The sequence below is a fragment of the Pseudoalteromonas sp. S3178 genome (genome assembly GCF_005886985.1).
Taxonomy (GTDB): Bacteria; Pseudomonadota; Gammaproteobacteria; order Enterobacterales; family Alteromonadaceae; genus Pseudoalteromonas; species Pseudoalteromonas carrageenovora.
The window spans coordinates 1-24756 of the sequence record NZ_PNCW01000032.1; the positions used below are offsets into that span (position 1 = coordinate 1).

Annotated in this window: 22 protein-coding genes and 1 pseudogene; 8 read left to right on the forward strand and 15 right to left on the reverse strand. The window is 38.6% G+C overall.

What is annotated here, in order from left to right; translation table 11 throughout:
* Positions 1-145 precede the first annotated feature (145 nt).
* Positions 146-424 carry a hypothetical protein gene (locus tag CWC11_RS10365; RefSeq protein ID WP_138682636.1) on the forward strand — a complete coding sequence of 93 codons (279 nt, stop codon included), beginning with the start codon at positions 146-148 and terminating at the stop codon, positions 422-424.
* Positions 425-479: 55 nt separating this feature from the next.
* On the opposite strand, the gene CWC11_RS10370 is transcribed toward CWC11_RS10365, so the two are convergent.
* Complete coding sequence (locus CWC11_RS10370) at positions 480-1154, reverse strand: hypothetical protein (RefSeq protein ID WP_138682637.1); 675 nt, start codon at positions 1152-1154, stop codon at positions 480-482.
* Positions 1155-1367: 213 nt separating this feature from the next.
* Between CWC11_RS10370 and CWC11_RS10375 the strand changes: the two genes are divergently transcribed.
* From CWC11_RS10375 to CWC11_RS10390, 4 genes are all read left to right on the forward strand, one after another.
* Entirely contained in the window at positions 1368-3389 is a 2022-nt protein-coding gene (locus CWC11_RS10375) for an AAA family ATPase (protein WP_138682638.1), read from the forward strand.
* Positions 3390-3454: 65 nt separating this feature from the next.
* Positions 3455-4369, forward strand: a complete 915-nt coding sequence (locus CWC11_RS10380) for an HNH endonuclease (RefSeq protein WP_138682639.1) — start codon at positions 3455-3457, stop codon at positions 4367-4369.
* A 15-nt stretch (positions 4370-4384) separates the two neighbouring features.
* A complete protein-coding gene (locus tag CWC11_RS10385; protein ID WP_138682640.1) occupies positions 4385-5359 on the forward strand; it encodes a helix-turn-helix transcriptional regulator in 975 nt (324 codons plus the stop codon).
* Positions 5360-5432: 73 nt separating this feature from the next.
* Positions 5433-6524, forward strand: a complete 1092-nt coding sequence (locus tag CWC11_RS10390) for a cell division protein FtsZ (RefSeq protein ID WP_138682641.1) — start codon at positions 5433-5435, stop codon at positions 6522-6524.
* Positions 6525-6880: 356 nt separating this feature from the next.
* Here CWC11_RS10390 and CWC11_RS10395 read toward each other — a convergent pair whose 3' ends face one another.
* From CWC11_RS10395 to mnmC, 6 genes and pseudogenes are all read right to left on the reverse strand, one after another.
* On the reverse strand, positions 6881-7948 hold the full coding sequence (locus tag CWC11_RS10395; protein WP_138682642.1) for a hypothetical protein: 1068 nt from the start codon (positions 7946-7948) through the stop codon (positions 6881-6883).
* Positions 7949-8107: 159 nt separating this feature from the next.
* Positions 8108-8401: a hypothetical protein gene (locus CWC11_RS10400; protein ID WP_138682643.1), complete on the reverse strand. Its 294-nt coding sequence runs from the start codon at positions 8399-8401 to the stop codon at positions 8108-8110.
* Between the two features lie 30 nt (positions 8402-8431).
* Positions 8432-9417 (reverse strand): annotated as a pseudogene (locus tag CWC11_RS10405) (YHYH protein).
* A gap of 430 nt (positions 9418-9847) precedes the next feature.
* Complete coding sequence (locus CWC11_RS10410; RefSeq protein WP_138682644.1) at positions 9848-10483, reverse strand: SDR family oxidoreductase; 636 nt, start codon at positions 10481-10483, stop codon at positions 9848-9850.
* Positions 10484-10664: 181 nt separating this feature from the next.
* A complete protein-coding gene (locus CWC11_RS10415; RefSeq protein WP_138682645.1) occupies positions 10665-10988 on the reverse strand; it encodes a hypothetical protein in 324 nt (107 codons plus the stop codon).
* A gap of 68 nt (positions 10989-11056) precedes the next feature.
* Positions 11057-13066 carry a bifunctional tRNA (5-methylaminomethyl-2-thiouridine)(34)-methyltransferase MnmC2/FAD-dependent 5-carboxymethylaminomethyl-2-thiouridine(34) oxidoreductase MnmC1 gene (gene mnmC / locus CWC11_RS10420; RefSeq protein ID WP_138682646.1) on the reverse strand — a complete coding sequence of 670 codons (2010 nt, stop codon included), beginning with the start codon at positions 13064-13066 and terminating at the stop codon, positions 11057-11059.
* A gap of 181 nt (positions 13067-13247) precedes the next feature.
* Here mnmC and fabB point away from each other — a divergent pair, with 181 nt between their 5' ends.
* The gene (gene fabB, locus CWC11_RS10425; RefSeq protein ID WP_138682647.1) at positions 13248-14459 is read left to right on the forward strand and encodes a beta-ketoacyl-ACP synthase I; all 1212 of its coding nucleotides are present in this window, start codon (positions 13248-13250) and stop codon (positions 14457-14459) included.
* A gap of 97 nt (positions 14460-14556) precedes the next feature.
* Here the strand turns inward: fabB and CWC11_RS10430 are convergent, their stop codons facing one another.
* On the reverse strand, positions 14557-14922 hold the full coding sequence (locus CWC11_RS10430) for a hypothetical protein (RefSeq protein WP_138682648.1): 366 nt from the start codon (positions 14920-14922) through the stop codon (positions 14557-14559).
* Between the two features lie 51 nt (positions 14923-14973).
* Here CWC11_RS10430 and CWC11_RS10435 point away from each other — a divergent pair, with 51 nt between their 5' ends.
* The gene (locus tag CWC11_RS10435) at positions 14974-15516 is read left to right on the forward strand and encodes a GNAT family N-acetyltransferase (RefSeq protein WP_138682649.1); all 543 of its coding nucleotides are present in this window, start codon (positions 14974-14976) and stop codon (positions 15514-15516) included.
* A gap of 100 nt (positions 15517-15616) precedes the next feature.
* Entirely contained in the window at positions 15617-17287 is a 1671-nt protein-coding gene (gene ggt / locus CWC11_RS10440) for a gamma-glutamyltransferase (protein ID WP_138682650.1), read from the forward strand.
* 84 nt (positions 17288-17371) lie between these two features.
* Here ggt and CWC11_RS10445 read toward each other — a convergent pair whose 3' ends face one another.
* From CWC11_RS10445 to CWC11_RS10475, 7 genes are all read right to left on the reverse strand, one after another.
* Positions 17372-18214, reverse strand: a complete 843-nt coding sequence (locus CWC11_RS10445) for a Tim44 domain-containing protein (RefSeq protein ID WP_138682651.1) — start codon at positions 18212-18214, stop codon at positions 17372-17374.
* A 170-nt stretch (positions 18215-18384) separates the two neighbouring features.
* Positions 18385-19137, reverse strand: coding sequence for a DUF3379 family protein (locus tag CWC11_RS10450; RefSeq protein WP_058548479.1), 753 nt, complete (start codon positions 19135-19137; stop codon positions 18385-18387).
* Positions 19137-19694 (reverse strand): sigma-70 family RNA polymerase sigma factor, encoded by a 558-nt coding sequence (locus CWC11_RS10455; protein WP_138682652.1) that lies wholly within the window; start codon positions 19692-19694, stop codon positions 19137-19139. Before CWC11_RS10455 ends, CWC11_RS10450 begins: the two co-directional genes overlap by 1 nt.
* Positions 19695-19757: 63 nt before the next feature.
* Positions 19758-21416: a BatD family protein gene (locus CWC11_RS10460; protein ID WP_138682653.1), complete on the reverse strand. Its 1659-nt coding sequence runs from the start codon at positions 21414-21416 to the stop codon at positions 19758-19760.
* Positions 21410-23341, reverse strand: a complete 1932-nt coding sequence (locus CWC11_RS10465; protein ID WP_138682654.1) for a VWA domain-containing protein — start codon at positions 23339-23341, stop codon at positions 21410-21412. The genes CWC11_RS10460 and CWC11_RS10465 overlap by 7 nt, the downstream gene beginning before the upstream one ends.
* Positions 23341-24327, reverse strand: coding sequence for a vWA domain-containing protein (locus CWC11_RS10470; RefSeq protein WP_138682655.1), 987 nt, complete (start codon positions 24325-24327; stop codon positions 23341-23343). Before CWC11_RS10470 ends, CWC11_RS10465 begins: the two co-directional genes overlap by 1 nt.
* On the reverse strand, positions 24320-24754 hold the full coding sequence (locus CWC11_RS10475; RefSeq protein WP_138682656.1) for a DUF4381 domain-containing protein: 435 nt from the start codon (positions 24752-24754) through the stop codon (positions 24320-24322). The genes CWC11_RS10470 and CWC11_RS10475 overlap by 8 nt, the downstream gene beginning before the upstream one ends.
* Positions 24755-24756 lie beyond the last annotated feature (2 nt).

Here is a 24756-nt window from a genome sequence, read left to right on the forward strand (position 1 = left end):
AAATAAGTCCTAAATGTGTAAGCACATTTCAGGACAAGACACCTTAAAGTATAAGCGAGAGACAATGTCTCTCGCTTTATTTACAAATACGCTTGCATCATCGCTGTTTTAATACGTTTCGTGAGCGGGTATTATCAAACCCATTTTGCGACACGTAAAGTTAGTAAAAGATACAAATTCAAATGATTCATTAAATACATTGATTGCTGAAGCGTTTAAGCAAGGCGTTAAACGTGGCTTTAACCGTTCTTTAGATCGCTATATGAGTGGAGCCATTAAAACTAAAAAGGTCCCGCACGAGGACAAGTGGAGTTTACACAGCGCGTCAAAGCAGTATCAAATAAAAACTGATTTACCCACTGTATGTGATGGCAGCCAGTCGGTAACAGTAAAAATTAAGCTTTCTGAATGTGGTTTTGAATAAACATAATGTAGAACGAGTAGAGCTCGGTTTTTAAATCGGGCTCAAAATTTGTATTTTAGTTTTTTACAAGCCATATATTTGTTAGATTCTTAGAGTCCATCAGTTCATTTAATTGTATTACCTTTAAATAAGCACGTTGATTTTTATTATGTTTTTGGCTGATACCAATTTTTGAGTTTTCGAATGTAACCGGTGTGATACTGATATAGTGAAAACTATCTAATCTTATGAGTATTTTATTAAGCTTTTCGTTGCTAATATCTGTATTGAGTGCTTTTCCTAATAATTGATAAAGTGGGACGTTATTTACTTCTACTAAAGACTCCGTATTTCCCTCAGCTATCCAAAAACCCTCATCGTCCCCAAAGTTATCAAGATTTATTTCATTGGTACTACAGATATGAACCATTTCATAAGACCAATGATCTTGAAAAAATTCATAGAGTGCTAATAAGGTTTTTATCTCTAATGGTTGTAGGTGCGGATTGGAGATAACATTTTTTGTAAAACAGTCAAGGTCATCTCTTAGTTTATGAAAAGCAAAAAGGCCACTTTCTGGGTCATCTTTGTCTAGTTCATGATTGTTTTTAGTATGCATCTGTAAAAGAGGCCTATGGATATACATGTCTCCGTTTTTATGTCTGGCATAGTATTTTTCGGATTCGATATCTTGATGCTTATTTTTGAGGATTATAGGGTTTTCTGCCGATCCTAAATTTACATTTTTCATAAGAGTCCAAAAAAACTTTATAGCTTAATTTATGCCTCTGCAGGGCCTAAAAAACAAGGGGTTAATAAAAAAACAAACCGAAAGAAAACAAAAAATAAAAAAACTAACATTATCAATGTACTATGCGTTTATTTTAAGACAGGATTGTGGGTACGTTACTTTTTTCTGCTTAGTATTATAGCTACATCAGTTAATAACTACTAGGTACATAGCATGAACACAACCCCTCAATTAAAACGAATTGTTGCACACTTTGCCACTGAATTATTAGGAGAATTCGACGTAGAAGATCTTTGGCACGATAAGCTATTTAAAAAGGCTTTATGTAACATCTCTGGCTTTAGCTATATAAATTTACAGGGCTTAGATGCTCATGATTTGATAGCCCGATTAGATCATTTAGCAATAAACACAAGGCCTAAGACGTTACAAAAAAATGTGCATATATTTTGTAAGGCCTTTGGACTGCCCAAAACGGTTAGTCCATTAGTTATTTTTTCTTGCTGTATGACGCTCAGTAAACCATTACGCGAACTTGTTGAATACTTACGCGACGATTATGCGAGCGTTATTTTAGAAAAAATAGCTAATGTGCTTGATATTGATGAAGCACTACTCAACAAGCAAATTGGGTTAATTATTGAATCTGGCATGTATTCAATGGATATTGAGATATTTGCAGGGGAAGATGAGTTTTTAATATTACCAAACGCAATTGCTAAAAGCCTGCTCGAGGGTAAGTTAAATAGTGAAAGTGATATTTTATCTAACTTGGTTACTCTTTGTGAAGCTTCTGAGCTTAGCGCTGCTGATTTATCTCACTTAGATTTAAATACTTTACTAAAAGCTACGCAAAATGCGACTAAGACGGGTGATCAAGCATTGAGTATTCTATTCTATGGCGTGCCAGGTTCGGGTAAAACTTCATTGGCGAAATATATAGCGCAAGTCTGTGGTTCACAGTTGCTAAAGGTACAAGCTAAAGGTAGTAACTTAATAAACCCAACAAACGAGCTCGATAGCCGAAGCGCAAGCTCTGAGCTGCGTTTAGAGCACTTTAATGTGGTGAGTAAGTTGGTTGGCAAGCGTAAAAAAACAATGCTGTTACTGGATGAGTGTGAAAACATTTTTGAGCGTGATTTATTCTCTAAAAGCTTCTCAAAGGAGCTACTTCATACTTATATTGAAAATCACCCAGTTGTGAGTATTTGGATCACCAATCATCTAGAAGAGTTACCACAGAGCGTTATTAGACGATTTAATATTGTTTACGAAATTCCTGAGCTAAACAAAACAACTAAAGAAAAAATGATTGGCAAATATGTTAAAGGTTTGAGTGTAGGTAACAGTTTTATAAGTAAATTAGCTACTCAACAAAATTTATTGCCTGCCCATATTGCTAAAGCTGTTCATGTAGCTAGGTTATGCGGATTTAAAGCACAGAGTGCGCGTGAATGCATAGAGGAGAATATTCAAGATACTTTAACTGCATGCGGCTTTTCGGCTCACGAACTAACTTATCAAGCAGCGCAAAAGTTTAATCCTAAAATGGTGAATATAGAGTCTGAGTATGCATCACTCGAACAGGTAGAAGAGGCTGTAATTGAATATTCGAGTTCAAGAACTCTGCTAACGGGCCCACCAGGCACAGGTAAAACAGCTTTTGTTAATTATTTATGCGAAAAAGCTGATTTTAAACTTATTTCTGTGAAAGCATCTGACTTATTAAGCAAGTGGGTTGGCGAAAGTGAGCAGAATATTGCTCAACTATTTAAACAAGCTACACAAGAAGGAAGTGCAATATTTATTGATGAGGCAGATAGCTTGCTATGCAGCCGAGAACAAGCGGCTGCAAGTTGGGAAGTGCAAACAGTTAATGAATTACTTTGCCATATGGAGCAATTTCAACTCCCACTTTTTGCAGTAACTAACTTTGCTAAAAATTTAGATAAAGCGGTAATGAGGCGATTTGATTTTAATTTAAATTTAACCTATTTGACTCCGGTACAGTCTAAGCAATTATTTAAAGATACATTAGGCCCAGGAGTGTTAAAAAAGCACCTAATGCATGAGTTATACAAGCTTACAAAGCTCACACCTGGTGATTTCGCTATTGTAAAAAGGCAAATGAAGTTTTCAAAAAAGCGAATGACTCAAGAGCGAATGTTATCGATTTTACAAGAGCAAAACGACCTAAAAGAGGGCGGAAAGCAGAAGATTGGGTTTGTTATTTGAATCTGTAATATACTTGTCTACTATAAAACATTGTATTTAAAGTTATAATTAAAGGGAAAAAAGTTATGAGTGATACGAAAAGATTAGATTTATCAAAATTAAAAAAAACCAAGAGAACACCCGACTTATACCAAAGGGAAGCGGCACGAAAATGGCTTGAAGCTAATCCAAAAGTGTACAAGTTAGTATTAGAGATAATTGACTTTTGCGACCAATATAGAGTTGAAGGTATTGAGTTTGGTTGGTTTAACCGAGAATCAAGCCATGTTTTTAAGTACGGTAAAGACTCAGTAGGCTCTAGGCTGAGTATTCGATGCAAACAAATTGGCTGTACGATAACAGTAACGCTACCTCAATCAGAAAATATACCTAAAAGTATTCAGAATTTATTTGTTGAAGAAGATAATGAACTAAAACATAGAATATTATTTGAGGCTGATTTAGATAATCAGAGTAAGTACGATGAATTACTAAAAATAATAAAAACAAATGTGATTGCTCCACTGTCAAGCCATGATAAGTTTGAGGAAGAAGAGCCAGAAGAATATATTAATGAATTTATTAATACTATTTATAGATTAAGCAAAACCACAGATACTGAGAAAGATGCTCTCGTTAAAGTTAGAATCGGGCAAGGTAGATATAGAGCGGCTTTAGATGATATTTGGAAAGGCTGCGCTTTAACAGGCATAAAATGCAGAGATTTACTGCGCGCTTCACATATCAAGGCCTGGCGCGATGCTGAGGCCCATGAAAGGATAGACCCATTCAATGGTTTGTTGCTTGCTGCACATTTAGATGCGTTATTTGATAAAGGCTTGATAAGCTTTGACTCGAATGGTTTTATTTTGATATCAGACTTGATAAGCGAATCAGATTTAAATAAGTTATCGATTGATAAAAGTATGCAACTTGAAATGCCGCCAGAAACACACGAATACATGAAGTGCCACCGAGAAAAGTATGGTTTTGAATGTTGATATAAAAGGTTATCAATGAATTCACGCCGTCACTTTTCAATTTTAGAGCTTGTGCCAATAGCACCAAGCTCTATCTCGACCCACCAGTTGCAGCAAAAATTGCTTGAACGTGACTTTGATATTTCAATTCGTATGCTGCAACGCGATCTACAATCACTTTACGAGCAAGGTTGCTTTGGGCTTGAAAAAGATAGCCGCAGTAAGCCCTATGGCTGGTCTATCAATGCGCAGTGGCGAAGTAGCAACTCAAGAGTAATGAGTACCGAAGTTGCAGAGCATTATTTGCTGCTAGAGCAATTACTACCGCAATCTGTACCGAGCGATGTTAAACAGTCGGTAAATATTAAAGCAGAGCAGGCGCTTAAACGTGTTAATGGGCATGTGCCTGACTGGCTTTCAACTCTGCCTAAGCCTTCGTTAAAAGTGAATATTGATAGCAAATTAGTTGCGCAAATTGAGCATGCGATTAAGCATAAGCGTGCAGTGAGCACTGAGCTTTATAGAGTACTTTACGATGAGGCACATTGGCTAAAATTTTCTGAGTTGAGTTTTTATAACTTAGTTGAGCAAGGCGGTGTGTTGATGGCGCAGTTTATGGTGGGGGAGCTTCACGATAAGTGCTATCAGATGCCGGTTTATCGCATTCGCAATGTACACATTTTGCAAAAAACACGACGAGAGCCAAGCACTGAGCAGTTAAAGTCGTTACACAGTGCGATTAGTAAAGGCATGTCGCAAGAAGCGATTGAGTTAGTTGTGAAAGTGCCTAGCCACTCTGCGGTTAATCAAGGCTTTATTGAGCTTGGCGAGCTGACTGACAAGCAAAAGATTGATGATAAAAACGTATTACTCACTTACCAAACTATTGATAGCGAGCAATTGACCGATGAGCTATTTAAATTTGCCCATTGGCTCGAGGTTGTTAAACCCGAAAAGCTGCGACAAAGAATTGTTAGCAAGCTTCAAGCGGCCGCAAATATTTATAAATAACTCCTACTAGTTTTGGTGCGTCAAAAATTGACGCACCTGTTTGCTATGCTCCTTTAAAAGTTAAGGAGTAGTTATGTTTCAATTAATTCAGCAAAATGATGGTTTATCAATCGGTGTATTTGGCATTGGCGGGTGTGGCTGTAATACGCTTAACAGTATTTTTGAACAACGCGAGTCTGAGCAGGCGCACTTATACAGCGTTAATACCGACAAAGTGGTGCTTGAACATACGCAAAGTGATGAAGCGGTACTGATAGGTGCAGAGCTTACTCATGGATATGGTGCAGGAGCAGATCCTAAAGTTGGGCTGCAGGCAGCAGAAGAAAGTAAAGATCAGCTTTTAACGCTTATTAATGGTTGCGATATAATACTCTGTGCAACAGGATTGGGTGGCGGTACAGGGACTGGCGCTAGCCCTTACATTGCACAACTTGCTAGTGAGCAAAATAAGCCAGTGATATTTGTAGCTACATTGCCATTTAGTAGTGAAGGGCAGTTTAGAAGCAATATAGCGCAAGCAGGTTTAAATGAGCTTAAAGAGCATGCTAATGCTGTTATTACTCTCCCAAACGATCAACTTATTGAAGTGCTAGGTAATGATATTGGCTTATTTGATGCCTTTAAGCATAGCAACCAAATACTCCACTCACTGATAAAATCACTCATCGATATGCTTTGCTATCAAGGCTTAATAAACGTTGATTTAAATGACTTTGCTAAAATTATGGATTGCCAGGGAGATGCTGTACTGGGTGTTGGCAAGTGCAATGATGAAAGCGAGCTTACTACAGCACTTGATAGTGCACTCAATAACCCACTTGTTAATCAGGTCGATATGTCATCAAGTACGGGTGTAATAATACAAGTCAATTGCAAAGATGAAATTTCACTAGGTAGTTATAACCTCATTACCGATACAGTACGTCAGCAAGTAAGCTCAAATGCTTTAGTTATTTGTGGTGTTTCAAAAATAGAAAGCTTATCAACCAATTATGAGCTGCTAGTTATTGCTACGGGCGCGAGTTCTAAAATGGTTATTGATGACTTGAATAAAGACAAACAGCCTGAAGAAAAAGAACCTAATAAAGCCAAACCAGAAACAACTGACATTTTTGATATTCCTGCTTTTATTCGCAATCAAGCTCCGGCTCCATGTACAAAATAAAAATTTGCTACTGTTCAATCAGTACAGACTCATCAACAGTTTTGTATCGATATGATGACTATAAACATGAGTCATACTAAGAATAGAAATTAAAAAATACACCATTTATACACAAATTATTTTAAGTTGTTGTTTTTAAAGAACTAGGCGGGGGTTCAAATCCCCCCAACTCCACCAATAACGGTTTTTAAATTCGTTTGTTTAAAAACCATAAAAAACCCGCAACTTGAGCAATCAGGTTGCGGGTTTTTTTATAAATATAGTTTTACTGAAAATGATTACTTACTGTACAAATTTAGTTTTAGGTTGCTATTTCAATGTGTGATATTTAATACCAAAGCAGTGCATTATAATATTTAACTGTTTTTTATAGCGCGTAGTTTCATTTTTATAGCTATAACAAAAATGCTCAATAAAGAAAGTAAGCTTATTAACAGCGTTAAACTTAATACTGGGTTGCCTTTTGCTGGTGGTTCGCTTTTGGTATTTGGCTTATCGGTACTTTGGTGCTGCCTAATATAACTTTGGCTTATCCAATCTACGGCGTTAATCCAGTGTATTTTAGCGGAGTCGTCGCTCTGAAGAGCGCTCATTTTATGAGAGTCGTTATCTAGGTTTTTTGCAAGTAGAATGATCTGTTTCCAGAATTCATTTTTTGGCCCTAAATCGTCTATTTCTTGAAGGTGTTGCTGTAACTTAGCTCCGCCCATGGCGTTTACATTTGCTTGGCCTAGAGTTTTTGCATAGCTATTTATATATGTAGCAAACTTACTAAAGTATTCATTATTTTCTGTTGAATCTGTTTTAGTACCTTGCTCAGCGATAGCCATTTGGGGTTGATGCTTAGTGCTGTTTTGCTCATTTAAAAATAGCTTGTATTGTTGATAACTTAATTTACTTTGCACTAACTCATCAGAAGTAAATGTACTTTTAATAACGGTATAGCTAGTGCTTAAGCCAAATAAAGTAACAATAAAAAGCGCTAAATAGCACAAATATAATGCGCTTTTTAGCGTGTTACTAAGTAGTTTTGTTTTAACATTTGTTTGCTCAAAAACAGTGTTTAGTTGTGCTTTTTTAGTTTGTACTGCGCTGTTTTCATCGTTAGTTTTTACAGGAACTTTTTTATCGTTGTTTTGAATGTGCTCGGGGCAAACTAGTTGAGTGTTTTGTGATTGAATAACAGGAGCTGTACGCTCTGGCTCTACTTTAGTTATTAAGCCGAGCTTTTTTAATGATGACTCCGTTTTAACAGCATCAATACTTGTTAAGTCTTTTTTTAAAGCATAAGACTTACCATCAAATAACTGAATGACGATGTCATGAGGGATCTTTAAAAATTGCCCAAGCTGCTCCTGAACAGAAGTAATATCAGCATCTTGATGTAACTGGCCATTAAAAATAATTTTAAATGTAGCGCTCACGTTAGTTTCCTAGTGTAACTCCTTGTTGGAGTGTTTTTTTTATTTTTATACACCCGATTAATTTAACAGATAAACATAACCCTTACTACGTCCATACTCATGATTTTTACTTAAAAACCTTTACTAGCAGCATTAAGGTTTTTAATGCCAGTTATCTATTTATAGATTAGTTAATGGGGTTACAGATTGTTTTACAGTGTTGGTAGGTTTATTCTGTGTTGCTTTATCTAATAATGTCTCTAGTGGTTTGTTTCTTACACACATGAGTATGTTATTCATTGCTTGGCATGTGCCTGATGCTTTTTTATCGTGTGTTGTATAGCTACATTCTTGATTTACAGCTTTTTCTTCACATGCTTGCCAAGGCGCACTTGAGCCATGACCTGCGTGGCTTATTACTGAGCACGATGTAATTAATAAAAAGCACGCTGATAAATTTTTAATTATTTTCATAGTTATCTCACTTAATTCTTTGGTAACAGGCTAGCGGGCGATGGCCCCTTTAAAGCAACCAATAAACATATTTTCAGCTACGCCTGCTGCGTGGTAGTGGTAACCGCGAGTATCGTCAGAGTGGCCTCTGCATTCATCTAAATCTGTTGGCTCTGTGTTGTCTTCGTTAATCATTCCAAATATACCAAAACCATCAAGGGCGTAACCCATCATGGCTGCGTGACCATCCGATTGAATTTGTGTTTGGCTACACCCCGCCTCACCATGATAGTGATAACCAGCCACTAAGTTAATGTGGCCTGCGCAATCGTCAAAGGCGGCAATTGTATAAGCACCTAAAATAGCATCTACAGGAGCAGGGGCTGCGAGCACTACACCGTTTAATGCAACACCTACATTTGTATTGCCAATACTGTTATTTTGAGTTGAAGCAACGGGCGTGATTGGAATTAAAAATGATTCTGATATACCGCCATCAACATAATCAATAGAGCACTCTACACAGTGATTTTGATATTGCTCTTCTACGTTTGGCCTTGCTGCACCGTCACATGACTCTTGCGTGTCGGTTACATTTACAAGCCCAGTTCCTTCGTCATAAAGCTGCCAATGGCTATCGTTATACAAAGTAGGTAGGTTTAAAATAAAGTCGCCAGTAATATCGTAAACCTCACCGCCGCCATCAAACCAGATCCCAGTATATTTTTGGGGCAAAATACGCCAATTTCATAATTAGAGGGAGCGCCAGCAATATCAATCTTATAGCAAGAAGCCTCGTCGCCATTACTCAGTGTGCATGTTTGAGTGCTTATTGATGAGATAAGCGCATCACTTTCAAAGTTAAATGGATCAACCTCTACAATAAGATCAGTTGAGGCTTCAGTGGTGGTATCGTCTGTAGTTGTTGTATCACTAAGTGTTGTGCTGTCGCTACTACCGCCATTACAAGCTGCCAAGCTTAGAAAAGCTAAAAGTAATGTAACTAGCTTTAAGACATGCGTGTTGAATTTGCTCATTAAATATATCCGGTAATGAAATTGATTGTATAATATTTGTTAAATGTGCAAAAAAAGTGCAAAAACCTCGCAACATAGTACATGGCTAGATTAAGGCCGATGATTGGAATATTTTAATACCGTTTCATTTTTGGATTAGTGAAGTTAATGGGTGTGCTTTTTGATTAATTATCATCAGGCAGTTAATTAATAGGAAGTTATACCAATTCGCTTAATTAAGTGAGCTATTCTGATGTGAGAAAATCGTGTCGATAACTAGGAAAAACTTTCTTTATTTGGTTGTTCTATATAAGAAATTTATAACGCAGTTAGCGTCTGATTTAATCCCTCAAATTGAATAAGTATTATTGCGGATTAATGGTATTAGTTAGGGAAGTGAAATAGCAATTGCTTCGCTAAAAGTAGCGAAGCAACAATACAATTTAAACGTTTATTTAACCGCTGCTTTAATAGGTTTTTCGCCATCAAATAGCTCAAAAATACGGTTACTATTAAATGAATTTGTAGCTATGTGTAGCAATGCATTGGCTACATTTTCGCGACTAATTTTAGCTTTTGATCGATCGTTAGGGCGCTCTGTTGTTACTTCCAATGAGGCACTTTCGTCGGTTAACGTTCCTGGGCGTACAATTGTATAATTTAAACCACTGTGAATTAAATGCTCATCAGCCATATGTTTTGCAACTAAATAGGGTTTTAAGTCGCTTTCTATTGCATCGGGATCGTCTGCTCCAATAGAGCTGACCATAATAAAGTGCTTTACACCGTGCTCTTTAGAATACGTTGCCGCTTTAGTTGCTGCCCACAAATCAATAAGTACGGTTTTATCTGTACCTGTGCTTCCACCAGAGCCTGCAGCAAAAATAACTTGGTCACAGCCATTAACTGCATTTGAAAAGTCACCTTCTAAATCTTGTTCAACAATACTTAAAAATGGGCTATCTAAATCACTCAGTTTGCTTTTGTCTCTTACAAGTGCAACAACATTTTGCTCGTTTTTTAAAAGTAGCTCGGTAGCCATTTTACCAATTTGACCACTTGCGCCAATAATTAAAGTCTTACTCATAATTAACTCCTTCTCAATATAGTGTAAAAGTTATTTGTACAAATAGACCTTGGGGTAGGGGTTTATTTTTAAAGGGTAGAATGAGGTTTAAATGAGCTAATTTTAAAAAACATGATAATTTAAAGTTATTACTTAACTGGGTATTAAAATTAGCTATTTTTAAGGCGTTTTTTAGAACTTTTTATTCGATCATTATACTAACTTCGGTCACATAATTATGGTGGTATAAGCTAATCCGTACACTGCGTTCTTGGTAGTTATAATAAAGGGTTTTGTAGGTATTATTACCTTTACTTTTTATTGGCTCACCTAATGCCTGCAAATAAAACTGTGATATAGCCTCGACTGATGATGCTAAATAGCCAGTGCGCACCATAGGGTATTCGTTTGTAACATCTAAAGTTGTAACAAACTCATCTGGCAGGGGGATTTGTGTAACGTCTTGGCTCATTGCGCTAAATGGTAAAATACACATTAGCGATATTACAAAGGTGAATATTTTCATGGGAGTCCTTTTAAGTGAGTAAATTCCTTTTACAGGCACTATTTTACGTAAAATTACGGTGATGTCATTTAAATTTTATTACGTATTAAATCACGAACAATAAATCGTGCAGGGTGAATCGCTTGGCTTACGCGCTCACTTAAAGGGCGAGGTTCGTTGTTTAAACAACTAATAAAGTGCTCACTCAACAGTGGTGCGCTACATAATGCACGAGCGCCAAACCCTGTAAAAATATGCAGGCCTTGTTGTGGCTTATTAAGTTTCTCATATTGATAGCGTTTACCTAAGCGTAAGTTAGCAAAAGCGATTGTGTAGTCACTTTGCTCGCACCACTGACCAGCCATAGGAAGGTGGTCGATAAATGTGCAGCGCACAGCCGCTTTAGCAGATGTTATTTTTCCTAGCGTGGTTGCAAAATCGCTTTGCTGATAAAAGCTAAGCAGCTGCTTATGATTTAGTTGGTTGTCTTGCTCTGTAACAGCTCTGCTTTTAGTGTTTTTTTCAAATGTGGCTCCCATACAATGGCTATCTAAATATGCAGGGGTAAAGTAGCCTTTATGGCAAAGCACAGTTTTAAGTTTATGTGATTGCTCACTTGCCTCAATATGTGAAACTTGTCCGCGTACGCCTACTATAGGGAGCGCTTTTGTTTGCTCAAATGCATCGCTATGCTCGCCTGCACAAATAATTATATCGCTAAATGGGCCAAACTTTTGGTTGTTACTGATTAAATACCAGTCTTTATCTGATTTATTTAATTGCTCAATATTACAGTTAAACATGCTATTAAATGGCGTTAGATTATTTGCGGCCTTTAACATTGTATCAACGAGTTGCACAGGGTTAACCCAGCCACCTTGTTCAAAAAATACGCCAGAGTAGCCTGTTGCTACACCTGCTATTTTATCGCCTTGTTCGGCAGTGACATTGCGCATTAGCTGCTCAGGCCAGAGTTGTTTTTGCTCTAAATTTTCGTGTTTATCGGCTAAGGGCTTTTTTACTGCATGCTGTAATACGCCGCACCAATCGTGATCAAAACTAAACCCATCTGTACATAATTGATTATAAAAACGTTTGGCATACAAAAAGCTATGAGCAAATAACTCACTATGTGGTGAATTTTTAGCTTGTAAATGAGGATACACAGCGCCTTGCACATTATGTGATGCGCCCATTGCAGGTTTTTCATCTTGGCAAAACAGTGTGCTTGAAATACCGCGCTTAGCTAAGCTATATAAAATGCAGCTACTGGCTATACCTCCGCCTATTACAGCCACATTTTTAAGCTCGCTGGTGTCTTGGTTAAAATATGCAGGGGACGATTGCTGACTATTTGGCGCTGCTAGGAAGCCTGTTAGCATTTCGCGCTTACGAGCAAAGCCTTTAGCTTTTTGTATTGTAAAGCCTGCTTCAATAAGCCCTCGGCGCACAAACCCTGCAGCGGTAAATGTTGCAAGCGTTGCAGATTCGCGCGAAATATCAACCATGGCATTAAACACACTTTGTTGCCACATATCAGGGTTTTTACTTGGTGCAAAGCCATCTAAATACCACGCATCTACTACCCCTGTTTGCGGGTAGCTCATTGTGTTTATCGAATCGAGTACATCGCCAAAGTATAAATCGAGTATAACTTGCCCGTTATTAAACTCTATTCGGTGGCAGCCTTGTAAATTAATAGGGTAATTTAGCGTTAGCTGAGCACTTAAGTGGCTTAAAGTAGGCCAAGCGGTGAGTGCTTGTTTTAAGTCATTTACCGTTAGCGGAAATTTTTCAAACGAAACAAAATGTAGGCGTTTTACTCTTTTATCACATTCATTTTGAACTTGCGTGCGTTCTAAGTGGTCATTAAAGCATTGCCATGTATTTAAAAAATTTAAGCCTGTGCCAAAACCAGTTTCGGCAATAACAAAATGTGATTGGTCATGATTTTGTAACCGTGACTCTATATTGTTTTGTTGATAAAACACATAATGGGATTCAGCAAGGCCATCGTCATTAGAAAAATAAACATCGTCAAAGTTGTCGGCAACGGGCGTGCCTAAGTTATTAAAGTGTATTTTGGCGTTTTTTATCATGACTTATTACATTTATAGAGTGTATTTTTTTAATTATTTTACTGGTTTTCTTTGAAATAGTCTGGCGTTATTTATAAGCTATAACTTCAGAGTACAAGTGTACGCTAGAAAGCTGACCACTTAGCGATTAAAATCAGCGTAAAATAGAACACAATTTAGTATTAAGCTAAGGGAATTACCCATGAGAAGAGCCGTAATTACGGGCATCGGTGTTGTATCAAGCATCGGTAACAACAAAGAAGAAGTATTAGAGTCGTTAAAAACTGGCAAAAGCGGCATCGCTTTTAACCAAGAATTTGCCGATTATAAGTTACGCAGTAACGTATCTGGTAAAATTGACATTGACGTTAAAGAGCACGTAGACCGCAAAGCTATGCGTTTTATGGGCGACGCAGCTGCTTATTCTTACATTTCAATGCAGCAAGCAATTGAAGATGCAGGCTTATCTGACGATCAAGTATCTAACGAACGTACTGGTTTATTAGTTGGCTCAGGTGGTGGTTCATCTAAGTGGCAAGTAGAAGCTGCTGACATTTTACGTGAAAAAGGCGTAAAACGTGTAGGTCCTTACATGGTTCCACGTACTATGGCGAGCACTACATCAGCATGTTTAGCGACTCCTTTTAAAATTAAAGGCGTTAACTACTCAATTAGCTCTGCTTGTGCAACATCAGCGCACTGTATTGGCCATGCTGTAGAGCAAATTCAACTCGGTAAGCAAGATGTAATTTTTGCTGGTGGCGGTGAAGAACTTCACTGGACATTGGCAATGGAATTTGACGCAATGGGCGCTCTTTCTACTAAGTACAACGAAAGCCCAGAAAAAGCTTCACGCACATATGATGCTAACCGCGATGGTTTTGTTATCTCTGGTGGTGGCGGTATTGTTGTGGTTGAAGAGCTTGAGCATGCACTTGCTCGTGGCGCGCACATTTATGCAGAAATAGTTGGTTATGGTGCAACATCTGATGGCTACGATATGGTTGCTCCATCGGGCGAGGGCGCTGTACGTTGTATGCGCCAAGCAATGCAAGATGTAGAAAGCATTGATTACTTAAATACGCACGGCACCTCTACTCCGGTAGGCGATGTTAAAGAGTTAGGTGCGATTCAAGAAGTGTTTGGTGGTAATTCACCAATGATCAGCGCAACTAAAGCTATGACCGGTCATGCTTTAGGTGCTGCAGGTGTTCATGAAGCTATTTTCTCATTATTAATGTTAGAGCACAGCTTTGTAGCGCCTTCTATTAATATTGATGAGTTGGACGAGCAGGCAGAGGGTTTAAACATTGTAACCGAACGTCGCGATGTTGAGCTAAATACAGTTATGTCTAATAGCTTTGGCTTTGGTGGCACTAACGCTACTTTAGTTATGAGTAAATACAAAGGTTAATTTTAAGCAAGCCCTAAAGTGCAATAACCCAGGGCTAGTTGCTAAAAACAAAAAAGGAAAGCCTCAGCTTTCCTTTTTTATTGAGCGAAGGGTTATATTAACCTTCTTCGTGCTCTTGACGTGCCTGCTCAATCTCTTGTGCAAGTTCACGTGCTTTTTGTTTGGTTTTTTCAGTAAGCTCACCTGCGGCTTCTTTGCTTTTAACCCATGCATCAACAGCAATTTCTTTACCGTCGTCGTACATGTCTAAGCCCATTGCTTTACTTTCTTGCATAAGCTCGTTTAACGATTCGTCGTTTTTAAGCTCGTTTGTTTTATCTTTAACATCTTCCCATGCATCACCAAGCTTTTCTTGCATTTGCGCGCTTTTATCTTTTGCATCTTCTTTTACTTCTTGAGCGTCTTCACAACCCGTTAAAGTAATTAAAGTGCCTAATAAAGCTAAACCTGCTAATTTGTTCATGTGCGATCTCTCCTTGGAGACAAGTAATTAATTCACACTAACTATAGAACAATGAAAATGAACACACCTGTAACAAAGCGATTAAATTTTAAATTAATGGATGAGCACGATTGGCTGCTGTTATTTGAGCTCGATCAAAACCCGGCTGTAATGCAGTTTTTAACTCGAGGGATACCCACATCCTTAGATAAAATTAAAAACGAAGGTATACCTCGTATGCTTGAATATAAAAATGAGCTAAAAGGGTGGGGGCTTTGGGCTATAAGCATTAAGCCTAGTAATACTTTTATAGGTTGGGTTTTAATAAGACCAATGCACTTTTTTAGTGATAAGCCTAACTTTAGTGATATTGAAATAGGCTGGCGTTTTAAGCAGCAAAGCTGGGGAAATGGTTATGCAACCGAAGCTGCAAAGGCATTGTGCGATGAATTAGTGAAACAAGCAGATGTTAAAAAAATCAGTGCAACTGCAATTACAGATAACTTAAGGTCTATTAATATTATGAAAAAATTAGGGCTTACCTTTATAAAAAGTTATACACACACAGATGAACACGGTGACTTGCCCGCAGTTTTATACGCTAAAACACTTTAAACTAAGACTAAAATTTACCTGTGCAAACATTGACCTGAGCATAATTGATATGCATAAATGTGTTTGGGTAACTTAAAAAATAATAAATTAAGGATGTTGTATGGGATTATTTTCACCAAATAAATTAATAGTAAAAAGTGTGTTTATTTTACAGCTGTGTGTATTTGGCGCAGCAGCTGAGCAAGTTACTCAAAGTGCGGTTGCGATGCCTGACTCATTTAGTGCCGACGCCGCTAAAAGCATATTAGAACAAGGAGGTAATGCTGTAGATGCTGCCATTACAGCGCAGTTTGTACTTGCAGTTACATTACCCGAAGCCGGAAATATTGGCGGCGGTGGCTTTATGCTTATTCAAAAAGACGGTCAGGGCGACTTTATAGATTATCGTGAAACAGCGCCTACGGCAGCTCATCGGGATATGTATTTAGATGAGCAAGGCAATGTTGTTCCTAACAAATCAATATATGGCATTCACGCAAGCGGTGTACCGGGCAGTGTGGCAGGTATGTGGCTGGCTCATCAAAAACACGGCACGTTAAAGTGGGAAGCATTGGTACAGCCTGCTGTTACGTTAGCTGAGCAAGGCTTTGTAGTGCCTCCTAAATTAGCTCAGGGAGTAAGTCGTTATATTGCGCATTTAAAAGCAAAACAAATAGATGTGAATTTTGAAAAATATTTTGCTGATGTAAAAGCGAATAAAGTATTTAAGCAACCTGAGCTTGCAGCTACATTAAAACGCATTCGCGATAATGGTCAAGATGGGTTTTATAAAGGCGAAACTGCAAAAATTATTGCCAAATTTATGCTCCAACATGGCGGTATTATTAATCAAGATGATTTAAAAAATTACACGGCTAAATCGCGAACACCTATAAAAGCAAGTTGGAACGGCTATGAAGTATTAACATCACCGCCACCAAGCTCTGGCGGTATCGCTATTTTACAATGGCTCAAAATGTTTGAGCTAAAAAAACCAGATATGGGTTTAGTACATAACTCCACGCAGTATGTGCATTTACTTTCTGAAATAGGTAAACGCGTATTTGCTGATAGAGCAGAGTATTTAGGCGATCCTGATTTTTTTGATGTACCAGTTAATGCACTTACAGACATTAATTACCTTAAAAAGCGTAGCGACGATATTTCGTTAACGGCTATTTCTACAACCGAAAACATTAAACCTGGTTTAAAAGAAAGTGAGCAAACTACGCATTTTTCAATTGTTGATAACATGGGGAATGCAGTCGCAAACACTACAACCATAAATCTAGGTTTTGGAAGTGGGGTTGTCGTTGAAGGCGCAGGGTTTATTTTAAATGATGAAATGGACGACTTTAGCGCCAAGCCAGGCGTTATGAATGTATTTGGCGCAATTGGTGGTAAAGCAAACGAGATACAACCTAACAAGCGTATGCTTAGCTCTATGACACCAACCATACTGTTAAAAGATAACAAAGTAAAAATGGTAACAGGCTCACCGGGTGGCACGACTATTATAAGCTCTGTTTATGAGTCTATTTTAAATGCCGTAGAGTTTGATATGAGTGCGGTTGATGTTGTAAACAGCACGCGTTTTCATCATCAACTTTGGCCTAAAAACGTAATTAGAACACATAGCGGTTTAACTGATAACGTTAAAGCAGAGCTTATAAAAATGGGTTACGCCCTTGATGAGCGACACTTTGGTGATTTACATGTCATTATTAGTAAAGAGGGTAAATTAGACGCCGCTTCTGAGAGTTCAGGACGTGGTAAGTCAATTGTTTTTTAATAACTTAAACGCTGGTTTATAGGTTTACTAATACAATAAAACACCGCGCTAGTAATAATAATTAAAGCGCGGTGAATTATCTTACTAAGCGTCGATTAAATCTTCGACACCAACAATAAGCCAAGGAGCGTCGTCTGAAATAGCGCGCTCTAAGTGCCAAATTTCTAAAATTGGCTGTTCTTTTTTATCACCTAAGTCGCGGTACTTACCTTTAAAGCGAATACTTACTTGCCACACAGAGGCTGTAATATCTGCGCGAACAAGCTCAGCATCAATAAACATTACTTCTGTTTCTACGCTTTGTATTGCTTCGCGTTCAGCTTTAAACTCTGCAACAAGCTCTGGGCTTAAATATTCTGCCATAGTGGCGTAATCAGCATTATTCCAAGCACTTTGCAGTGTGTGGTAATGATTACGAGCACCTTGTAAAAAACCATTAACGTCAAAATCAGGCGGCAAATTAAAAGGTACGTTTTCACTTTGTGGGGCACTATTTGCAAAGCCTGTGTTTGTAGGTTGCTCTATAGGCGCTTGCTTAAACGCATTTTGCGACATGCTTGCATTGGCAAGCTGAGGAGAATGTTTTGCGCGCATAAAACCGGTGATCAGTTTAAATAAAATAAAAAGTCCCCCAGCTAATAAAATTATCTCTAAAAGTTGAAAGCCTTCAAAGTCATCGCCTAACATCGCAGCAATTAAGCCACCGGCTAAAAGCCCGCCAAATACACCGGCCATAATCCCTTTTTTATTCGATTTAGCTTTTGGAGCTGTAGAAGCTGGAATGTCAGATTGTTTGTTTTGTGTTGTTTGCTGTGTGGTTGGTGTTTTACCACGTTTACTACTGCCAAATTTTTTGCGTGCGTGTGCATCAAAACTTGCCGTACAAAGCAATGCAAGTAATGAAAATATAACAATGATGTTCTTCATGTAATTCCCTAAATAAGACTGAGCGGCGAGTATAATTAACTTTTCAGTAAAATCTAATAAATTACGTTAAAAATCAATATGATTGAGCGTAAATTGAGCAGCTATAGGTTTATATACAAAAAAGCCGCACAGTAAACACTGTACGGCTTTTCAAAATAACTAACGAGTGACTATAACCAGCGAATAGCACCCGTAACGCGTTCGTTATACACATTAATAGGTGCGCCAGCATTAGCCACTAAAATGGTATCTGCTTGTGTACCTCGGTTAATATGGCCTTCAAAACGCTCATCGCTAAAGTCGTCATCACCAAAACCAAACGACTGGTTGTCAGAAGGTACAATAAATACCGTCATTGGGCCAAAGTCTGACTCAAATATTAAGTGTAATCCTTCCTGACCTTTAAAATCACAAAACATAGCGTAGGTAATTTTGCCCGGAAGCTCTTCAATGTGTCCGCCAAGCATAGCCAGCTTATCGTTTACGCTTTGTAAGCTAATCGCATCTGTTTTATCTAGTGCACTAATTTCGTGGTAAACATGTGTTAAGGCATGTTCACCTGCTTCGTGAGCAATGTGCTGTTCAGAGCTAAAAAAGAACGCGCCCATTGCTACAAAAAAAGATGCAGCAAGTGCTAAATGCACACGGTCAAACTTAAAACGCGAGCGGGCATCTACCACATTTTTACCAGACGCTTGTTCTTCTTGCAGTGCTTTTTCTTTTAAAGAGGTATTTAAAAGAATTCGCTCAGCAAGGTTATCTGGCACAGGTATATCTAGCGCGTCTTGAATTTGTTTATCAAAATCTTTCATATCGTTAATAAAGCTTTGTCTCTGAGAGCTTTCTTTAGCAAACTCCAAAAGCTCTTTTTCTAAATCGTTTGGCTGCGCAATAGTGCGGCGACGAAACTCAAGATCATCCATTATTTTGATGCTCCTTTAAGTTGTTCATCATCACGGCTTAAAGCCTCTTTAAGTTGGTTTCTGGCACGGTATAAACGAGTCATTACCGTGTTTTTATTTAAATCGAGTATCTCTGCAATCTCCTCACCAGAGCAGCCCATTACAACTTGAAGTAGTAATGGTTCTCTGTATTCATCAGATAGCATCGCAATTTGGCGTTGTATAACTGTTTGTTCCATTTCATCATCAAGTGAATGGCTCGTTTCATCAACAAGGGTATCGTTTTCTACATCGCTGTAATCAAACTGTTTACGTTCAAAACGACGTGCGTTTTCTCTGCGTAAAATAGTCAGTAGCCAAGGCTTAGCTGCTTTTTGATCCAGTAATGAATCAAGCGAGCGCCAAGCACGTAAAAACGTCTCTTGCACTAAATCATCTGCTATATGTGGGTCACGGCATAACCAATAAGCAAAGCGATAAAGCTCCTTATTGTATACATGCACCAAGGCTTCATAACGCTTTTGTTTCTCTGCCATATCAACTAAGACCTGATTATTTGATTTTTTCTTTCCAAGCATAAGTACTTTTTTAGTTAAAAATTATTATTTAATGCATGAAAAGACCTAAATTTATCAAACTAGTTAATAAAGGTCTTTTAATACAGCTTGTTGCGACGTATTGCTTTGAGCTTGGTACTGCTCAATTATTTTAATAATAGCATTAAGATCGCTCTTTGTGCTGTTATTAGCATATAACGTAGCTTGTAGTTGGTTTATTAGCGCCGTTAATTCGCTGCTACTAATAAGGTTTGTTAGTGCATCAATAGCGGCAACGTTTTTACCTGTAAGCTCTTTAGCAACATTATTTAGCTCGCTATAAAATGCGCTTGAGTTATTAACTTTGGCGGCATTTTTTAATCTATTTAGTGAAAGCGGCGCTTTGGTGTTACTTTTTAAGCTATCAATTTTTAGTTCATTTTTAGTAGAACGGTTTAACCAAAATAAAATTGCAGTAATAATCCATAAAATATAACCAAGCACTGCAATAACAATTAACCAAAGCGGTGTAACGCTTTGAATAACCGGTGCGAGCGTAGATTGCTGCGCTAAGTTATTCGATGGATTTATTTTGCTGTTTTGTTCATTTGAAGCGATTGCATTGGTTACATCGGGCGCGGGTGTATTTGCGTTACCTGTCACGGTTATGGTGCGTTTAGGCAGCGTTGCATAACTAATACGGTTAATTTTAGTGTTATACCAAGGTAATTTTATTTCAGGCAGTGTGTAAGTACCTGGCTTTTGAGGTAGCAGCGCATACGATGCGGTTTGCTGCGACACGACTCGCCCATCACGTACAGCGTTGTTATTTTCTTTTTCATCTGGGTAGCTGCGAATGCCATCTATTGTTGGCATTGTGATTTCGGGTAATTGCTCTTTTGTTACTCCAAGCGCCGTTAGGGTAATTGTACGTGTAATGGGGGTGCCTACTTCTACGGTGTTTTCTTCTGGTTGCCACTGCTCATCTAAATTAACAAGTTCGCTTGGTAACCATGCACCTTTATAATTACTTGGTATAGGCTTTATTTCTATTTGCTGATCATCGCCAAGTGCAGACACCTCAAGTTGTCGATAGTTTTGCTGAACGCGCCCCTGAAAAGCTGGCCCAGCAATAGTGTAAAGACCACTTTTTTGAGGCTGAATTAAGTATTCGCGGGTAATAACGAGGTAGCGTTTACCATCTACAAGCTCGTAACTCTCAGTTTGTTTACCTAACTGCGTTAATTGCGCATCCTCCATATTTGGCGTGCTTAAGCTGCCATCAAGTAGCTCTTTAGCGAGATAAAGTTTTATAGTGTAAACACCGGCTTCTTGCACAAAAATAGAGTTACTAGAGAGCTCTGTTTTTAAAAATATATCATTATTTTTATCTGCATCCGCTGAGCGCTTGGCTACTTTTAATTTAATAGGCTGGGATGTAAGCCCGGCAACACTAAAAGGTGGAATCGTGTATTCACCCTCGGCGCGGGTCATTAACTTTACTGACCACGTAGTTTGTTTATTAATGCTGCCATTAATAATATTTGTTCGTGAACTTAAGCTTGTAGGTCCAACAACAAAATCTTTAAGTAGTGCTGATGTGTCAGGTTGCTGGCCTTTAACTGTATCGTCTACTGTTATGTTGAGCATAAAAAATTCACCTGCAAGTACAGGGTTCTTATCTACGCTTGCTTCTAACTTGGTGGCGGCCCATGTTGGCATCGCACTTAATAGCAATAAACAGCAAAATAATCGCATTACCATGATTTTTCTACTCCTGTAGGGCGACGTTGATATTGTCTTTTTTGGGCTTCTAATTGCATTTTATTCCGTAATAAAATTGCCGGGTCGTCCGGTACTTTTCTTAATAACTGATTAAGCTGCTGCGCTTTTTCTCTCTCTTCGTTGGTAAGCTCACGTGTCTGTGCTTGAGCAGCTTGTTGCTGTGCATTTTGCTTTTGCTCATCCGTTAACGCTTGCTCAGTAGCACCTTGTTGCTGTGCGTTTTGCGGTTCTTGTTTAGCTTGTTCAGAGTCTTTTTGTGCTTGCTCAGTTTGTTGCTCTGCTTGCATGTCAGGTTCATTTTGCTTATCTGATTGCGAGCCAGGCTGTGCGTTTTGCTCTGAGTCTGATTGCTCATTTTTATCTTTATCAGACTCGTCGGGTTTACTTTGCTGATCTTGTGATTGTTCGCCCTGGTTTTCACCTTCTTGAGATTCGCTTTTTTCACCATCGCTTTGCTGCTGATCTTGCTTTGATTGATCATTTTGCTGTTGGTTTTGTTCATCTTTGTTTTGCTCGTTTTGATCTTGCTGATCTTGCTGATCTTGCTGATCTTGTTGCTTTTGCTGATTTAAAAGCTGTTCAACAAGTGCTTGGTTGTCGGCAGCTTCACTAAAATCGCTTTGTAGGTTTTGTGCTTGTTTATAAGCGTCAATAGCCTGCTCAAGCTGGCCCGCTTTTGCAAGTGCATTACCATAATTGTATAAACCAGAGGCCGACTTATCTTTGCTAAACGCATTAAGCGCCTCTTCAAAGTTGCCTTGTTGGTATAAAGCCGCACCTTTTAATTTACTTGAATCGGCATTGGCTGCGCTTTCAAAATCTTTATTTTGATATGCATCTAGCGCTTGTTGATCGGTATTTTTTAAAAACGCGGGTAGCTCTACGCCGTAGGCCTGTTGCTGTGGTAAAAAACTCAATACTAAAAAAGCACCTACAAAAGCTGCGTTTCTAAATAAATATAAACCTAAAGGCAATAAAATAAGTAAGCCATAAATACCAGCATCTATTCGCCAAAGTGCATGGCTTTGCTTTTCATCTTTTAACAGCTCGCTATTTGCATTTGGTGCAAACGCTGCAATGTCGCTACTGCTAGGTTGGTAACTTGCATATTTGCCACCGCTGTTGCTGGCAAGGCCTTTTAATTGCGATGAGTTAAGAGTGGGCACTACAATTTGCCCATAGCGGTCTTTTAGAAAGCCGCCTTCAGGTAATTTTATTGGCGCACCTTGGGCAGTACCTACACCGTAAATATTTAAGCGGTATTGGCTGTTGTTAGTAAAGTCACTTACATCGCTTTGCTCAGTTTGATCTATGCCATCGGTAACTAAAATTATGTCGCCATCAATATAACCTGCTTGAGTTAAAAGCTCTTTTGCCATATCAAGCCCGGCTAAAACATTAGAGCCTTTGTCAGGCATTATGTCGGGGCTCAAACTTGGGATTAAATTGGCAAGCGTAGTGGCGTCGTTAGTTAAAGGAGAAATAGTAAATGCGCTACCTGCATAGGCAACTAAGGCTGTATCGCCTTCTTTAAATAGCTCAATCATATCGAGTGCTTTAAAGCGCGATTGCGTTAAACGGTTCGGTAAAATGTCGGTACTGTACATTGAATACGACATATCCATAACGATTACGCGAGCGCTTTTACTTTGAAATACGGGCACTTGTTTTTCTTCAAAGCTAGGGCCTGCACTAAATAAAATACCTAAACAGCAAAATACAGCAATAAGCCAAAGCGGTTGGCTGGTTTTAGTGTTAGATTCGCTCATAATAAACGACGCCAAATGAGGAGCGATTAAGTTATCTGCTGTCGTTTTTTTATGTTTAATGAACGCGACAAAAAATAGCGCTATTGCGGGTATTAAAAGCCACAAAACAGCTGGGCGAATAAATTCGAAATCCATTAGTTAGGCTCCTTTAGTGCACGCAAAGTGCTTATCATTACTTTTAAACTGATGAGTAAAATAGCAATCAGTAGTGGGTAGTAAAATAGTGAGCTTTGTGGGCGAAATGTTTGTTCATCAGCACTTATTGGCTCTAATTTATCAAGCTCAGCGTATATTTGCTGAAGGCCGGCTACATCTTTTGCTCTAAAGTATAAGCCGCCTGTTTGCTCAGCTACTTGCTTTAGTAAGCTTTCATCTAAGCTGCCACCACTTGAACCACCCATATTAAATAGGCTAAAGCCGCGTGGGTTATCTGAGCCTACACCTATGGTATATACTTTAATACCTTCTTCGCGGGCAAGGAGTAGGGCATCTTCTGGTTTTAAATTACCGGCTGTGTTTTGACCATCGGTTAAAAGCACCACAATTCGGTTACTTTTATCTTTATTAGCAAAACGTTTTACCGATAAACCTAGTGCATCGCCAATAGCCGTGGCGCGCCCTACCAAGCCAATTTGAGATTCGCTGAGCATTTTACTTACTGTTTTCACGTCGCGCGTAAGTGGTGTTTGTAAAAATGCTGTGTCGCCAAATAATATCAAGCCAAGCCTGTCGCCTTGACGCTGTTCTATAAAGTCGCTCAATACGGCTTTTACCATAGTGAGACGGTCAACATACTGGCCGTTGTAGGCCATGTCTTGTTCGGTCATAGAGCCTGATAAATCAACCGCGAGCATTATATCGCGCCCTTCATTAGGTAATGAAATAGGCTCGTCTAACCACGTTGGGTTTGCAGCCGCTGTTACAAGTAATAACCATAAAACCCATTCGAAAACATTTAACTTACGTGCACCTTGCTCAAGGCTATGTGTGGTTAAGTTGTGTTTAGCAAAGCTAGGAATGCGAAGGCGCGTTTGTGCGCTAGTTGCAGCCGGTTTTAATAATAAAAGTAATAAAGGCAGTGGCAGTAATAAAAATAACCAGGGCCAGCTAAATTCAAACATGTACTGACTCCTTTAGTTTAAATTGTTTAATACCTTGGCGAAACTTGTCGGTTAGTGCTTCGCTTGCTTGCTCGGTATTATAAAGGCTGAGTATTTCTTGTTCGCTAAAGCTTAAGCCGGTTAACGCATTAAGCGTATTGCACCAATTAGTTGTTGATTGTGCAGCTAGGCGTTTGTCGTAATACTCAATAACAAGGCGTTTTAAAATAATATGAAGTTTGAGCGGGTTTTGCTCTGTTTTACTTAAGTCTATTGCGTAACGTTTTGGTTTTTTAAATCTGTGATTTTTGTAAAACCAAAAAGCAGCTGCACAGATTGCTATAAATAGCACCGTAATAATAACCCACCAAGCAGGGGCGAGTGGCCACCAACTTACTTGGCTTGGTGCTATTATGTCGTGCAGGCCGTCGAGTGGATTGGGTTGCATGG

Coding starts and splice junctions, on each gene's coding strand:
- CWC11_RS10455 (WP_138682652.1), bottom strand. CDS start 19,694: ATGCTTGGAAAGAAAAAATCAAATAATCAGGTCTTAGTTGATATGGCA.
- CWC11_RS10430 (WP_138682648.1), bottom strand. CDS start 14,922: ATGAACAAATTAGCAGGTTTAGCTTTATTAGGCACTTTAATTACTTTA.
- CWC11_RS10400 (WP_138682643.1), bottom strand. CDS start 8,401: ATGAAAATAATTAAAAATTTATCAGCGTGCTTTTTATTAATTACATCG.
- CWC11_RS10460 (WP_138682653.1), bottom strand. CDS start 21,416: ATGGTAATGCGATTATTTTGCTGTTTATTGCTATTAAGTGCGATGCCA.
- ggt (WP_138682650.1), top strand. CDS start 15,617: ATGGGATTATTTTCACCAAATAAATTAATAGTAAAAAGTGTGTTTATT.
- CWC11_RS10370 (WP_138682637.1), bottom strand. CDS start 1,154: ATGAAAAATGTAAATTTAGGATCGGCAGAAAACCCTATAATCCTCAAA.
- CWC11_RS10415 (WP_138682645.1), bottom strand. CDS start 10,988: ATGAAAATATTCACCTTTGTAATATCGCTAATGTGTATTTTACCATTT.
- CWC11_RS10475 (WP_138682656.1), bottom strand. CDS start 24,754: ATGCAACCCAATCCACTCGACGGCCTGCACGACATAATAGCACCAAGC.
- CWC11_RS10465 (WP_138682654.1), bottom strand. CDS start 23,341: ATGGATTTCGAATTTATTCGCCCAGCTGTTTTGTGGCTTTTAATACCC.
- mnmC (WP_138682646.1), bottom strand. CDS start 13,066: ATGATAAAAAACGCCAAAATACACTTTAATAACTTAGGCACGCCCGTT.
- CWC11_RS10470 (WP_138682655.1), bottom strand. CDS start 24,327: ATGTTTGAATTTAGCTGGCCCTGGTTATTTTTATTACTGCCACTGCCT.
- CWC11_RS10445 (WP_138682651.1), bottom strand. CDS start 18,214: ATGAAGAACATCATTGTTATATTTTCATTACTTGCATTGCTTTGTACG.
- CWC11_RS10385 (WP_138682640.1), top strand. CDS start 4,385: ATGAATTCACGCCGTCACTTTTCAATTTTAGAGCTTGTGCCAATAGCA.
- CWC11_RS10390 (WP_138682641.1), top strand. CDS start 5,433: ATGTTTCAATTAATTCAGCAAAATGATGGTTTATCAATCGGTGTATTT.
- CWC11_RS10375 (WP_138682638.1), top strand. CDS start 1,368: ATGAACACAACCCCTCAATTAAAACGAATTGTTGCACACTTTGCCACT.
- CWC11_RS10435 (WP_138682649.1), top strand. CDS start 14,974: ATGAAAATGAACACACCTGTAACAAAGCGATTAAATTTTAAATTAATG.
- CWC11_RS10380 (WP_138682639.1), top strand. CDS start 3,455: ATGAGTGATACGAAAAGATTAGATTTATCAAAATTAAAAAAAACCAAG.
- fabB (WP_138682647.1), top strand. CDS start 13,248: ATGAGAAGAGCCGTAATTACGGGCATCGGTGTTGTATCAAGCATCGGT.
- CWC11_RS10450 (WP_058548479.1), bottom strand. CDS start 19,137: ATGGATGATCTTGAGTTTCGTCGCCGCACTATTGCGCAGCCAAACGAT.
- CWC11_RS10410 (WP_138682644.1), bottom strand. CDS start 10,483: ATGAGTAAGACTTTAATTATTGGCGCAAGTGGTCAAATTGGTAAAATG.